The organism is Streptomyces sp. Tek67B01, from assembly GCF_055231995.1.
Map to the genome: position 1 here is coordinate 3,628,314 of NZ_JBUYUY010000001.1, position 13,696 is coordinate 3,642,009.

A 13,696-nucleotide genomic window follows, 5' to 3' on the forward strand; every position below is an offset into this window, starting at 1 on the left:
ATCAGGGGCCTGACCCTCAGCCCTCGGGCGGGGAGAACACCACCATCACCTTCAGCGGCTCGGTGATGTGGTGGAACCTGTGCGGCACACCGGCCGGGACATAGACGACGCTCCCGTTCGCCACCGTCGTCGTCTCCTCCCCGACCGTGACCGACGCCCGGCCGCTCACGACGAAATACACCTCGTCCTGGCCATGCGGTTGCTGGGGGTCGGTCTGCCCGGCGTCGAGCGCGTAGAGCCCGACCGACATGTTCCGCTCTCTCAGGAACTGCAGGTACGCACCGTCGTTGGCAGCCCGTTCCGCTTCGAGCTCGTCCAGCCGGAAGGCTTTCATCCTCGTCCTACCCCTTACTCCGCCGCGTCGTCGAATCCGCTGATCTGACGATGTCCCACCAACATCTTCTCTGCAACGATCGGACCCATGACGAATTTCGTAGTCAAGACGCTCGCCAACGCGGCGGCCCTGGCCGTGGCCATCTGGCTGGTCGCGGGCATCACGCTCGACGAGGACGGGAACAGCACCGGCAAGCGGGTCCTCACCCTGGTCCTGGTCGCCCTGGTCTTCGGCCTGGTCAACCTGATCGTCAAGCCCGTGGTGAAGCTGCTCTCCCTCCCGCTCTTCATCCTCACTCTGGGTCTGTTCACCCTCGTGGTGAACGCCCTCATGCTGATGCTGACCTCTTGGCTGGCCAAGCAGTTCGATCTCAGCTTCCACGTCGAGGGGTTCTGGGCCGCGCTCATCGGCGGTCTGATCATTTCCGTCGTCTCGTGGGCCGTGAACCTCGCCCTGCCCGACAAGAACTGAGCGGGACCCGTACGAGTGCGTTGAAGGAGCCCACCCCGTGAACGATCACCACGCCTCATCGGTGGACCGGTACGGTGACGGGACCCGGGCCGTCCGCGCCGGGCTGCCCGATCCCGTGAAGAACGAGCCCCCACTGCCGGGGCCCGTCTTCGCCGCCCACTTCCACCTCCCCGGCGACGTCGAGGGGCCGTACGCCTACGCCCGCGACAACAATCCGACGTGGACTCTGCTCGAACGGGCCATCAGCGAGTTGGAGGCACCCGGACAGGACGACGTGGAGACCGTCGTCTTCGCTTCCGGGATGGCCGCCGTCTCCGCGGTCCTCCTGTCGCAGACCCGAGCGGGCGACACCGTCACGCTCCCCTCCGACGGTTACCAAGCGCTGCCGCTGCTCGGGGAGCAGCTGGAGGCGTACGGGATCCACGTGCGCACCGCGCCGACCGGCAACGACGTCCAACTCGCGGAACTCGACGCGGCCCGGCTGCTGTGGATCGAGACGCCCTCGAACCCCGGCCTCGACGTCTGCGACATACGGCGCCTCGTCGCGGCCGCGCACGCCGGCTCCACCCTGGTCGCCGTCGACAACACGCTCGCCACACCCCTCGGGCAGCGCCCGCTGGAACTCGGCGCGGACTTCTCCGTCGCCAGCGGTACCAAGGGGCTCACCGGTCACGGTGACCTTCTGATCGGCTACGTCGCCTGCCGCGATCCGGAGCTGGCCGCCGGTGTCCGCCGTTGGCGCAAGATCGTCGGCGCGATCCCCGGTCCGATGGAAGCCTGGCTGGCCCACCGCTCGCTCGCCACCATCCAGCTACGGGCGCAGCGCCAGTGGACCAACGCACTGGCCGTCGCGGAGGCGCTGCGCGAACGCGCCGATGTCGCCGGGCTGCGTTACCCGGGGCTCCCCTCTGACCCGTCGCACAAGACGGCCGCCATGCAGATGAGCGGCTTCGGATCGGTGGTCTCGTTCACCCTGGCGGACCGGCCGCACGCGGAACGCTTCATGAGCGCCCTGCGCCTGGTGGAGGACGCCACGAGTTTCGGTGGGGTACGGTCCACCGCCGAACGGCGTGGACGGTGGGGCGGGGACGCCGTGCCGGACGGCTTCATCCGCTTCTCGGCGGGCGCCGAAGACACCGACGACTTGGTCGCGGACGTCCTGCGGGCCCTTGATTCCGCGGGCCGGGACGGCTGACCGGACGAAGCAGGCGGTCCGAGCCTCCCCCCTCTTGGCTCGGACCGCCCTCGGGTTCCTTCGGCGAAGAACCACGTTGACAAGGCTAGTTGACTCTGCGTCAGAGTCCAATCACGGTAGCGACAGGGGCCTATCGGCATATTTATAGTTGAAGGCCCCCAACGAGAGGGGCCGCCATGGACCTGGCCCTGCTGCGTACCTTCGTCGCGGTGCACCGGGCCGGCTCGTTCACCCGGGCCGCCGCACTCCTCGGGCTGTCCCAGCCCGCCGTCACCTCGCAGATCCGCACCCTCGAACGACAACTGGGCCGGCCGCTCTTCCACCGCCGGGCCCGGGGGGTGACGCCCACCGCCATCGGTGACGAACTCGCCCACAAGGCCGCTCCCCACCTCGACGCGCTGTTGCGCATCGCCGAGACCGAGCGGGAGGCCGCCGGCGCGTTACGCACGTTGCACATCGCCGGACCCCCCGAGTTCGTGTGCCAGCGCGTGCTGCCCGCCCTGGCCCCTCTGGTCGGCCAGGGCCAGACCCTGCGCACCGCTCTCAGGACCGACGCCGAGGAGGTTCTGGACGGCCTGTCCGCCGGGCAGCACGACCTCGTGGTCACCACCGGCCGGCCGCGGGGCGGACCGGTCAGCGCGACTCCCCTGTGCGACGAGGAACAGGTCCTCGTCGCCGCTCCCTACTGGGCCGCCCTCGTCGATCCGGACCTGCTGCGCGACAAAGGCCCCGGCAGCCCGGCGGCTCTCGACGGGATCCCGGTCGTGGAGGTGCACGAGAGCCTCCCACTCGTCACGCGCTACTGGGCCGCCGTCTTCGACGCACCGCCGGAAGCCGCCGCCACGGTCGTCGTGCCCGACCTCAGGGCCGTACGCGAGTGCGTCCGGGCCGGAGCGGGTCTGGCCGTCCTGCCTCGCTACCTCTGCCAGGACGCCCTGGACCGCGGCCAGATCGTCTCCCTGCTTGAGCCCGTGGTGCCACCCCTGCGTACCTGGTTCGTCGTCGTACGGACCGGCAGTCTTGCGCTCGCCCACCTCGCGCGGGCCCACGATCGGCTGCTGCGCGCCGCCGCGGACTGGTGATCCGCCGCATCCCGGAGTCGCCGTCATCGCGCGGCGCACGGTCTGGGACCGCGCGTTTCGCGGGCACGCGTTTCAGAAGCGGAAGAGTGGGCCACTCTTCACCCATGACCGAACGTCCCGTGGTCAAACGCACCGCCCGCGCGATCCTGCTCGACGGTGACGACCTGATCCTCATCAAGCGCACCAAGCCCTGCGTCGATCCGTACTGGCTCACTCCCGGCGGGGGAGTGGAGCCCACGGACGCGACCGTGGTCGACGCCCTGCACCGGGAGGTACACGAAGAACTCGGCGCCAAGATCATCGATGTGGTGCCCTGCTTCGTGGACACCGTCGAGCACATCGCCGATGGCGGGGTGACCGGCGTCAAGGTGCAGCACTTCTTCGTCTGCCGCCTCGAATCGATGGATACCGACCAACGACACGGCCCCGAGATCGACGAGCCCGAGGGCGAGTACGAGATCGTCCGCGTGCCGTTCAGCCGGGTGGGTATCGCGGCCGTCCACCTCGTCCCACTGTCCCTGCGCCACTACCTAGACGGAAACATCGAAGGTGTGCGGGCGATGCACGCCCCGGACCTCGGCTGATCCACACGAGGAGCCGACGGGCGCTCGCCGGCGTCAGCCGGCGACGCCCACCAACTCCTCGACCGAGTCGTAGCGGATGCGCTCCCCCGGAATCCCGATCCGCTTGAGCGCGTCCACACCGCTGCGGATCATCGCGGGCGGACCCGAGATGAAGGCGTCGTACGAGCTCCACGGCCCGTTCACACCGACTGCCTGGGGCAGCTGCCCCGCAAGTCCTTCCCCCACGACCGGACGCACCGACAACCAAGGGTGCGAGCGCTGAAGCCCGAGCAGCGTGTCCTTGTCGTACAGGTCGTCATCACTGCGCGCCCCGAAGAAGACTTCCATCCGGCGCCGCTCACCGTGTTCGGCCACGTCTTCGATCAACGCTTTGATCGGGGCGATGCCCGTCCCGCCGCCGAGACAGAGCATTCCGTTGTCCGTGCTGTGGTCCACCACCATGGAGCCGGCCGGCGGGCCCAGACGTAGGACATCTCCCGGCCGCGCGTGCCGGACCAGGGCGTTGGAGACCCAACCGGCCGGAACGGCCTTGACGTGGAAGGACAGCAACCCGTCGGCCCGCGGGGCGGAGGCGAAGGAGTAGTGCCGCCAGACCCTTGGCCACCATGGGGTTTCCAGGCTGGTGTACTGGCCCGCCAGGAAGGCGTACGGCCGGTCCGGGCGCACGGTCAACACCGCGATGTCGGGGGTCCGCAGATCGTGGGCGACCACCTCCGCGTGCCACCACGCCGGCGCCTTGGTCTCGTCTTCGGCCGCCGCGTCGATCATGATCTGGGAGATCGTGGTGTACGCCCGCACCCACGCCGCCTCGGCTTCCGGCCCCCACGTCAGTTCCGCGTACCGGGCCAGTGCCCCCATCAGTGCCTCGCCCACCACCGGGTAGTGGCCGGCCATGGTGCCGTACTTGCGGTGCCCGGTGCCGAGCCGGCGCAGATAAGGAGTGAGCACCTCAGGATCGTCGATGTGTTCGGCTGCTGTGAGGAGCGCCTTCAGCAGTCGGTCGCGCTGGACGTCCATGGCCACGGGGAACATGTCCCGCATCTCGGGATGCCGCGTGAAGATCAAGGCGTAGAAGTACGAAGTGACCTTGTCGGAGATGGGCGCGACCTCCGCGAGCGTCTTGCGGATGAGTACGGCATCGGGGGAAGGCTCGGTCGCCCCGGCGCCGGGGGGTATCCGGTCCGTCCCCCGTCTCGCCGTTCTGGTGGGCGGAGCGTCCATGCGGTGCCTCGCTTAGAGCATCTGGGTCGGTCTGCACACACCACGGTCGAATCCGTGGTTCCGGGCTTTACAGCGTGCCAGCGGACCGTGTGCCCCGCGGGGGAATACGGAAACTTGGCGCTCGTTTTCCACCTTCCCCCTAAGATGCGGCGAGTTCCGGGCGTGCCGTCCCGAGGAGCCGGTACGCCTCCCGGAGGTCCCTGCCCTCGTAGACGTAGGTGGCCCGCTCCGCGAGATATGCCCGTGCGTTGACCGCCACCGATGTCGGCACCGCCTCGAAGAGCACCGAATCGGTCAGGGAGTCCCCGTACGCGACGCAGTCGGTGCGACTCAGTCCGAACCGTGCGCACAGACGGTCCGCGACCTCGACCTTCCCCTCGGGTGTGAGGATTCCGGTCACGTCCAGCGGCCCGGCGAACGGCACCGCGGGGTAGACCGAGCCATGCGCCGCGTCCGCTCCCCATTCCAGGAGCAGTTCGACGAAGAACGAGGGGGACAGCGAGATCACGGCGCAGAGATCACCGCGTTCCTTGATCTCTCGCCACACCTCTCGGATGCCCTCCAGCCACGGGGCACCGTCGAACGCCGCCCTGACGTGGGCGGCGGTCAGGTCCGACCACAACGCGTGCGCCGCCAAGGAGAACTCCCGCGGGCCGATCTCCCTGGCCGCGAAGGCCCGTTCCAGCTCGGTGATCTCGTGACCGACACCGAGTTGGCGGGAGATCTCGACCGGTGCCGCCGAGCCGTACATCAGGGTGCCGTCGAGATCGAAGAGGTGCAGACGCGTCATGGTCGTCGAGGCTAGCCGTCATGTTTCACGTGAAACAGCGTGTTTCACGTGAAACATGACGGGTCCGGCGGCGGGTCTGTCAAATCCCCTGGACGGCCTCCGTGCCATGATCCAGGCTGAACCGGTGACCGCACCAGATCTCACCGACCTACCGATCCGCTCGCTGGCCCTGAAAGATCTCCGCCACTGCGCCGACCTGTCCCAGGATCGCGGCTGGCCCCGCGAGGATCACAAGTGGGGACTCCTCCTGGCCGCCGGCGACGGTTACGGCATCGACGCTCCCGACGGCAGTGGCCTCGCCGCGGTGTGTGTCGTCACCCGCTACGGCCCGGCACATGCCGATCCGGAGCTCGCCGCGATCGGAATGGTCCTCGTCGCCGACCGGTACGCCCGGCAGGGCCTGGGGCGTCGCCTCATGACCTACATCTGCGACGACGTCCTCAAAGGGGCCCCGCTGACGCTTCACGCCACGCCCTACGGACGAGCGCTCTACGAGGAACTCGGCTTCGACACAGTCGGCAGCGCGGAGATGCTGTGCGGAAGCTTCCAACCGGATTCCACACCGTCTCCCCCCGGAGCCGCGTCCGTCAGGCGCGCCACCGCCGGCGATCTCGTCCGAATCGTCCGCTTGGACACGGAGGTATTCGGTAGCGACCGCACCCATGTGATCACGCGGCTGCCCGCCTTCGCGGACAGGTTGTTCGTCGCCGAGGACAATTCCGGCGAGCTCGTCGGCTACGCCGCCATCTGGCCCAACATGGAAACGCATGTCATCGGCCCTCTGGTCGCCCGGGACACTGTCACCGCCCAAGCGCTGGTCACGGCCCTCGCCGCCACCACCGAACGACCGCTGCGCACCGATGTCGACGTGCGCCACGAAGAGTTCCGCGCATGGCTCAAGGGCCGTGGTCTGAGCTCCTTGGCCTTCAACGCCGTGATGACCAGGAACCTCTCCTGTCTCCCGGGCGACTGGACCCGCCGCTGGGCTCCGGTCACCGTCGCCGCAGGCTGAGAAAGGAAACCCGCCATGGCCTACGACACCGAACCGACCATCCGCCCCGCCACCGAGGCCGATCTGCCCGAGATCGTCTCCATGCTCGCCGACGATCCGCTCGGAGCGACCCGCGAATCCCCGGACGACCTCACTCCCTACGTCGAGGCTTTCAGGCGTCTGGCGACCGATCCCCATCAGCACGTGATGGTGGCCGTCCGGGGTGAGCGGGTGGTGGGAACCCTCCAGCTCACCATCATCGCCGGCCTCTCCCGCAGGGGAGCCACCCGCTCCGTCATCGAAGGAGTTCGGGTCCACGCGGACGAACGCGGCAGCGGCCTGGGCACCCGATTCATCGAATGGGCGGTCGAACAGTCCCGCCGGGAGAACTGCGTGCTGGTCCAGCTCACTTCGGACGTCACACGAACCGACGCGCACCGTTTCTACGAACGGCTCGGCTTCACCGCCTCCCACGTCGGCTTCAAACGCGCGCTCTGACCAAGCTCACCGACGGCCGGGCCGCTGTCCGCGGCCCGGCCTACGATCGGGAGGGTGAGCCTCACCCTCCCTCTGATCACGCGAGCCGAACGCCGCCACCGGCTCGGCCACCGCCACGGCTTGGCCCCTTCGGCGCGCGCGGCCGGCGTCCCCCAGGCGGCGGATGCCGTCGTCGCCCTGCACGCCACGGACGCGGCAACCGTGTTCCTCTCACTCCGTGCGCGGCTCACCGCGAGCGACCCGACCACGGTCGAGCGGGCCCTTTACGAGGACGTGAGCCTGGTCCGGTTGTTGAGCATGCGCAACACCCTGTTCGCCGTCTCCACCGAACTCGCGCCCTACGTGGACTCCTCCACGGCCCGAGCCATCGCGATCAAGGAACGCCGAAGCCTCCTCAAGCACCTGGAAGAGGACGGCCAAGGCCTCGACGCCGCCTGGCTGGCCGGAGCTGAGCAGGCCGCACTCGACGCGCTCGACACCCTGGGTCCCTCCACCGGCAGTCAGTTGTCCGCCGCCGTACCCGCCCTACGTCGGAAGATCACCGTGGGCCGGGGCAAGAAGTACGAGGCGCAGACCGGTGTCGCGACCCGCGTCATCCGCCTCCTGGCAGCCGACGGGCGGATTCGGCGCGACCGCCCGCGCGGGGCGTGGACGTCCAGTCAGTACCGCTGGGTCCACACCGAGCCCTGGCCGGCCGTGGCCGTCGCCGAGGCGCGCGCCGAGATCGCCCGCCGGTGGCTGCGCGCGTACGGTCCGGCCACGGAGGTCGACTTCAAGTGGTGGACCGGCTGGACCCTGACCGAAGCGCGCAAGGCGCTGGCCGCCACCGGCGCGGAACAGGTGCGCCTCGAAGACGGCATGACCGCTCTCGTCAGCCCCGGTGACACCCTTTCCGAGCCCGCCCCGGAGCCATGGGCCGCGCTGCTTCCCGCGCTGGACCCCAGCGCGATGGGTTGGGCCGACCGGGGCTTCCACCTGTACCCGACGTACCGGACCGCTCTCTTCGACTACGCCGGCAACATCGGCCCCACCGTGTGGTGGAACGGCGAGATCGTCGGCGGCTGGGCGCAGCGCGCCGACGGCCGGATCGTCTGGCGGCTACTGGGCAGCGTGGAGCGTGCAGCCGAGCGGGCCGTGACCGCCGAAGCCGCCCGCCTCGCCGAGTGGATCGGGGACGCGCGGATCACCCCGCGCTTCCGCACTCCGCTGGAGCGCGAGCTGGTCTCCTGAGGAGCGGACGCCGGGCCCCTGCGCGAGTCGGCCCGCGACCGCGCCCTGGCGCCCGATCACCGTGCTACCCGATGCCGCGCCACCCCCCGGGGTCCACGCCCCCGGGAACCGGTGCCCCGGCGTCATACGGCTCACGTGTGAAGACGAACGAACCGAGGTCCAGGTGGCTCACGGAGCCGTCCGCCCGTCGGACCGCGCGCAACGTCTCGCCCGCGTAATAACCGTTCAGGCCGGTCCACGTGCCGTCCCGCCCGGCCCGGAACCGGGCCGCACGACCCGTCTGACCCATCGGTCCCAGCTCCAGCAGCCCGTCCGATGTCAACCGCACCACCTGGGCCGCCGTGCCCCAGTACCAGGGGCCGCACAGTTCGAGTGCCACCGGGTCCGAACCGAGGAAGGGCCGCCACGGCTCGGGGATGCGCGGCTCGGCTTCCGCCACGATCCCGAGCAGGTCCAAGGCGACCGCGGTGGCGGGCAGTCCCGACGTGCAGTTCGCCAGCACCACCGCCGCCACGTCGTCCGCCTCGCTCAGCCACAGTCCCGCGACGAACCCGGGCAGTGACCCGCCGTGCCCGGCGAGCGCCCGCCCACCGTGATCCAGCACTTGCAGCCCGAGTCCGTAGCCGTTCGCGGTGGCGCCGGGTTCGGGGGCCACGGCCGGTGTCCGCATCTCCCGCAGGGAGTCCGCGCTGAGCACGCGGGAGTCACCTCGTACGAGGAACGCCGCGAATCGTCCCAGATCCTCGGTTGTCGACCACAGTTGCCCGGCCGCGGCCATGATCCCCAGGTCCTCGGCAGGCTCCGGCATCATCACGTCCGCCCAGGGATGCACCGCCCAACCACCGGCGTGCGGGGCCCGAGGAGCCACCGTCGTACGTTCCAACCCCAGGGGCTCCAGGACCTCTGCCTGAAGCACCTCTTCCCACGGCTTGCCGCGAAGCGCCTCCACGAGCGAACCGAGCAGGGTGTAGCCGGGGTTGGAGTAGTGGTGTCGAAGGCCCGGCTCGAAGCGGAACGGCTCGTGCCCCAGCACGTCGTCCAGCGCCGGCCGCAGCCCGGCCGGGCTCCGCTCCCACCACTCGCCCGGCGTCTCGGCAGCCAGCCCGCCGGTGTGGGCCAGGAGCTGGCGGACGGTCACCGCACCGGCCGCCGTGCCCGGCAGGTGCCTCTCCAGCCGGTCGCCGAGGTCCAGCAGCCCCTCGTCCCGCAACCGCATCACAAGTACGGCGGTGAACGTCTTGGTGATCGAGCCGATGCGGTACTGGACGTTTCCGTCCGGGCCGTGCCCTTCGACGGACGTCCGGGACCCTTCCCAGACCGCCTCTCCCGCACGGACGACGGCGGCGACGACGGACGGCGCACGCCCCTCGCTCTGCGCCACGGCGATCCGGTGCCGCAGAGCGCGACGGGTGGATGGGAGCAGGTGGTGGTCCTCAGATACGGCAGCCATGATCGGATGCTACGTGTTGGCCATGTCCACGAACCTCGAATAATGGCCCTGGAAGGCCACGGTGATCGTCGCCGTCGGACCGTTACGGTGCTTGGCGACGATGAGGTCGGCCTCGCCCGCGCGGGGCGACTCCTTCTCGTACGCGTCCTCGCGATGCAGCAGGATCACCATGTCCGCGTCCTGCTCGATCGAGCCCGACTCACGCAGGTCGGAGACCATCGGCTTCTTGTCCGTACGCTGCTCGGGTCCACGGTTCAGCTGGGACAGCGCGATCACCGGGACCTCCAGTTCCTTCGCCAACAGCTTGAGGTTTCGGGACATGTCCGAGACCTCCTGCTGGCGGCTTTCGGGACGGCGTGACCCACCCGATTGCATCAGCTGGAGGTAGTCGATGACGACCAGGGAGAGGTCGTTGCGCTGCTTGAGCCGGCGGCACTTGGCGCGGATCTCCATCATCGACAGATTGGGTGAGTCGTCGATGTACAGAGGGGCGGCGGAGACATCGGGCATGCGGCGGGCCAGCCGGGTCCAGTCGTCGTCCGTCATGGTGCCGGAGCGCATGTGGTGCAGCGCGACCCTCGCTTCCGCCGAGAGCAGGCGCATCGCGATCTCGTTGCGGCCCATTTCGAGGGAGAAGATGACGCTGGGCAGATTGCTCTTGATGGAGCACGCACGGGCGAAGTCCAGGGCTAGCGTCGACTTGCCCATGGCGGGGCGGGCCGCGATGACGATCATCTGTCCCGGGTGCAGGCCGTTGGTCAGGGAGTCGAGGTCGGTGAAGCCCGTGGGCACCCCGGACATCTGGCCGCTGCGCGAGCCGATCGCCTCGATCTCGTCGAGGGCGCCCTCCATGATGTCGCCCAGCGGCAGGTAGTCCTCCGACGTCCGCTGCTCGGTGACCGCGTAGATCTCCGCCTGGGCGCTGTTGACGATCTCATCGACATCGCCGTCGGCCGCGTATCCCATCTGCGTGATCTTCGTACCCGCGGCGACGAGGCGACGCAGGACGGCCCTCTCGTGGACGATCTCCGCGTAGTACTCGGCGTTTGCCGCCGTCGGCACCGACTGCACCAGGGTGTGCAGGTAGGCGGCGCCACCCACCTTGCTGATCTCACCGCGCCGGGTCAGCTCGGCTCCGACGGTGATCGGGTCGGCGGGCTCGCCCTTGGCGTACAGGTCGAGGATGGCCTGGTAGATCGTCTCGTGTGAGGGCCGGTAGAAGTCGTGCCCCTTGATGACCTCGACCACGTCGGCGATGGCGTCCTTGGACAGCAGCATGCCGCCGAGGACGGACTGCTCGGCGTCGAGGTCCTGGGGCGGGACCCGCTCGAACCCACCTCCCCCGCCGTCCCAGGAGCCGCCATCGCGTCCTCGGTCTTCCTCACCGCGGCCGCGACCGTCACCGCTCCGGCGCGAACGGGCAGGCAGACGGTCACCCGGACCGCTGTCGGCCCAGGGGTCGTCCATGGGCTCGGGCATACTCACCGGGCCGCCTCCTCCCGTCCGCAACGCGGACCTCGCCGTGCCACTCTTTCTAGGGCACGGCTCTGACATTCGGGGACCCCGAATCGGCTGTCGGCGCACCGGGGCAACGCACAACGGTAGGCCCGCGGACGACGTCAGCCAATCTTGTTATCCACAGGCTGTGTGGATGAGATGTGGATGACGGCGCCAATGCTGTGGGTAAGTCCCCCGAAGCTGTGCACGGACCGGGGGACGACGCTGTGGACAAAATCACCTGGCCGCTCCGGCTACCCCACTGACCTGCACTTTTGCCTCTCCCCAACGAGGGCGTAGAAAAATCTTGGCCACTGTCTCAAGATCGCCTCCAAAGGGGTGCGGAGAAGTCCCAAGTCTGCGGTCAGGTAAGGATCACTGATAGCTTGTATCTATTACCTGTGGAAGATTGGACGGGGCTTGTGAAAGTGGCCTCCACAGCGCCCGAAGCGGGCCCGCGACGACACGACCGCGAGATCCTCGCGCTCGCCCTCCCGGCCTTTGGCGCACTGGTAGCCGAACCGCTCTTCGTGATGGCCGACAGCGCCATCGTCGGGCACCTCGGCACCCCTCAGTTGGCCGGCCTCGGCGTCGCGGCCGCCTTGCTCACCACCGCGGTCAGCGTCTTCGTCTTCCTCGCCTACGCCACCACCGCGGCCGTCTCCCGACGGGTCGGCGCGGGTGACCTTCAGGCTGCCATCCGCCAGGGCATGGACGGGATCTGGCTGGCACTGCTACTCGGCGCCGCCGTCATAGCCGTCGTCCTCCCCGCCGCTCCCTGGCTGATCTCCCTCTTCGGGGCCTCCGACACCGTCGCCCCGTACGCGGTCACCTACCTGAGGATCTCGGCTCTGGGCATCCCGGCCATGCTCATGGTGCTGGCCGCCACCGGTGTGATCCGCGGCCTCCAAGACACTCGCACCCCGCTCTACGTCGCCATCGGCGGTTTCACCCTCAACGGAGTCCTCAACCTCGCGCTCGTCTACGGCGCCGGGCTCGGCATCGCCGGATCGGCGTGGGGCACCGTCACCGCCCAATGCGCCATGGCGGCCGTCTACCTGGCCGTGGTCACCCGCGGCGCCCGTCGCCACGGCGCCACACTGCGGCCCCACACGGCAGGTATCCGCGCCTGCGCGCAGGCCGGCGCGCCGCTGCTGGTGCGCACACTGTCCCTGCGCGCGATTTTGATGATCGCGACCGCCGTAGCCACCCGCTTGGGCGACGCGGACATCGCCGCTCACCAGATCCTGCTCTCGCTGTGGGCACTGCTGGCGTTCGCACTGGACGCGATCGCCATCGCCGGGCAGGCCATCATCGGCCGCTACCTGGGCGCCGGGGACACGGAAGGAGCCAAGGCCCTGTGTCGCCGAATGGTGCTGTGGGGGACCATCGCCGGTCTCGTGCTGGGACTGCTCGTCGTCCTGGCCCGGCCCGTGTTCGTGCCGCTCTTCACCAGCGATCCCGTGGTGGAAGACACCCTGCTGCCCGCCATGCTGGTCCTCGCCGTCTCCCAGCCGCTCTGCGGCATCGTTTTCGTTCTCGACGGAGTCCTGATGGGCGCGGGCGACGGCCGCTACCTCGCCTGGGCGATGCTGCTGACGCTCGCCGTCTTCGCCCCGGCAGCGCTGCTCCTGCCGACTCTTGGAGGCGGCCTGACCGCCCTCTGGTGGGCCATGACCCTGATGATGGTGGTCCGCATGGCAACCCTCCAGCTGCGCGCCCGCTCAGGGCGGTGGCTGGTGGCCGGCGCGACCCGGTGAACCTGCCACCGTGTTTCACGTGAAACACCACTTGGTTTCACGTGAACACGGTGTTTCACGTGAAACAAGTCCTAGGACGAGGAACCGCGAACAACGACGAAGGGCCGCACCCCAGTGGGGTGCGGCCCTTCATGCGCAGCACTTAGGCGGCGACGACCTCGACGCCCACGTTCGCCAGGACGTCGGCGTGCAGACGCACGGAGACCTGGTAGGAACCGAGGGTCTTGATCGGCGAGCCGAGCTCAACGCGGCGCTTGTCGACCTTCGGGCCACCAGAAGCCTCGATCGCCGAAGCGATGTCGGACTGCGTGACGGAACCGAAGAGACGGCCGGCGTCACCCGAGCGGGTGGCCAGACGCACCTTGACGCCCTCGAGCTTGGCCTTGACCTCGTTGGCCTGCTCGATGGTCGCGATCTCGTGGATCTTGCGGGCGCGGCGGATCTGCGCCACGTCCTGCTCGCCACCCTTGGTCCAGCGGATCGCGAAGCGACGCGGGATCAGGTAGTTGCGGGCGTACCCGTCCTTGACGTCGACGACGTCACCGGCGGCACCGAGGCCATTGACCTCGTGGGTCAGGATGATCTTCATTAGT

Annotated in this window: 14 protein-coding genes; 8 read left to right on the plus strand and 6 right to left on the minus strand. The window is 69.2% G+C overall.

Annotated features, from left to right (window positions below):
* Window positions 1-16 precede the first annotated feature (16 nt).
* Window positions 17-334: a cupin domain-containing protein gene (locus ACV7NM_RS16315; protein ID WP_463410953.1), complete on the minus strand. Its 318-nt coding sequence runs from the start codon at window positions 332-334 to the stop codon at window positions 17-19.
* A gap of 87 nt (window positions 335-421) precedes the next feature.
* Between ACV7NM_RS16315 and ACV7NM_RS16320 the strand changes: the two genes are divergently transcribed.
* The 4 genes from ACV7NM_RS16320 to ACV7NM_RS16335 all read left to right on the plus strand — a co-directional run bounded on the left by ACV7NM_RS16320 (window position 422) and on the right by ACV7NM_RS16335 (window position 3,666).
* Window positions 422-805 (plus strand): phage holin family protein, encoded by a 384-nt coding sequence (locus tag ACV7NM_RS16320; protein WP_463410954.1) that lies wholly within the window; start codon window positions 422-424, stop codon window positions 803-805.
* Between the two features lie 37 nt (window positions 806-842).
* Window positions 843-2,000, plus strand: a complete 1,158-nt coding sequence (locus tag ACV7NM_RS16325; protein ID WP_463410955.1) for a cystathionine gamma-lyase — start codon at window positions 843-845, stop codon at window positions 1,998-2,000.
* Window positions 2,001-2,176: 176 nt separating this feature from the next.
* A complete protein-coding gene (locus ACV7NM_RS16330; protein ID WP_463410956.1) occupies window positions 2,177-3,082 on the plus strand; it encodes a LysR family transcriptional regulator in 906 nt (301 codons plus the stop codon).
* Between the two features lie 104 nt (window positions 3,083-3,186).
* Entirely contained in the window at window positions 3,187-3,666 is a 480-nt protein-coding gene (locus tag ACV7NM_RS16335) for an NUDIX domain-containing protein (RefSeq protein ID WP_463410957.1), read from the plus strand.
* A 33-nt stretch (window positions 3,667-3,699) separates the two neighbouring features.
* Here ACV7NM_RS16335 and ACV7NM_RS16340 read toward each other — a convergent pair whose 3' ends face one another.
* Both ACV7NM_RS16340 and ACV7NM_RS16345 read right to left on the minus strand, forming a co-directional pair.
* Complete coding sequence (locus ACV7NM_RS16340) at window positions 3,700-4,887, minus strand: globin domain-containing protein (protein ID WP_463410958.1); 1,188 nt, start codon at window positions 4,885-4,887, stop codon at window positions 3,700-3,702.
* A 139-nt stretch (window positions 4,888-5,026) separates the two neighbouring features.
* Complete coding sequence (locus ACV7NM_RS16345) at window positions 5,027-5,677, minus strand: HAD family hydrolase (RefSeq protein WP_463410959.1); 651 nt, start codon at window positions 5,675-5,677, stop codon at window positions 5,027-5,029.
* Window positions 5,678-5,801: 124 nt separating this feature from the next.
* Between ACV7NM_RS16345 and ACV7NM_RS16350 the strand changes: the two genes are divergently transcribed.
* The 3 genes from ACV7NM_RS16350 to ACV7NM_RS16360 are packed head-to-tail and all read left to right on the plus strand — an operon-like array spanning window position 5,802 to window position 8,396.
* Window positions 5,802-6,689 (plus strand): GNAT family N-acetyltransferase, encoded by an 888-nt coding sequence (locus tag ACV7NM_RS16350; RefSeq protein WP_463410960.1) that lies wholly within the window; start codon window positions 5,802-5,804, stop codon window positions 6,687-6,689.
* A 15-nt stretch (window positions 6,690-6,704) separates the two neighbouring features.
* Entirely contained in the window at window positions 6,705-7,166 is a 462-nt protein-coding gene (locus ACV7NM_RS16355; protein ID WP_463410961.1) for an N-acetyltransferase family protein, read from the plus strand.
* A gap of 54 nt (window positions 7,167-7,220) precedes the next feature.
* Entirely contained in the window at window positions 7,221-8,396 is a 1,176-nt protein-coding gene (locus ACV7NM_RS16360; protein WP_463410962.1) for a winged helix DNA-binding domain-containing protein, read from the plus strand.
* A 64-nt stretch (window positions 8,397-8,460) separates the two neighbouring features.
* Here ACV7NM_RS16360 and ACV7NM_RS16365 read toward each other — a convergent pair whose 3' ends face one another.
* A complete protein-coding gene (locus ACV7NM_RS16365) occupies window positions 8,461-9,846 on the minus strand; it encodes a serine hydrolase domain-containing protein (protein ID WP_463410963.1) in 1,386 nt (461 codons plus the stop codon).
* A 9-nt stretch (window positions 9,847-9,855) separates the two neighbouring features.
* The gene (dnaB, locus tag ACV7NM_RS16370; RefSeq protein WP_463413960.1) at window positions 9,856-11,313 is read right to left on the minus strand and encodes a replicative DNA helicase; all 1,458 of its coding nucleotides are present in this window, start codon (window positions 11,311-11,313) and stop codon (window positions 9,856-9,858) included.
* Window positions 11,314-11,765: 452 nt separating this feature from the next.
* Here dnaB and ACV7NM_RS16375 point away from each other — a divergent pair, with 452 nt between their 5' ends.
* Entirely contained in the window at window positions 11,766-13,103 is a 1,338-nt protein-coding gene (locus ACV7NM_RS16375; RefSeq protein WP_463410964.1) for an MATE family efflux transporter, read from the plus strand.
* A gap of 142 nt (window positions 13,104-13,245) precedes the next feature.
* Here the strand turns inward: ACV7NM_RS16375 and rplI are convergent, their stop codons facing one another.
* Window positions 13,246-13,692, minus strand: a complete 447-nt coding sequence (gene rplI, locus ACV7NM_RS16380) for a 50S ribosomal protein L9 (protein ID WP_463410965.1) — start codon at window positions 13,690-13,692, stop codon at window positions 13,246-13,248.
* Between the last annotated feature and the right edge of the window lie 4 nt (window positions 13,693-13,696).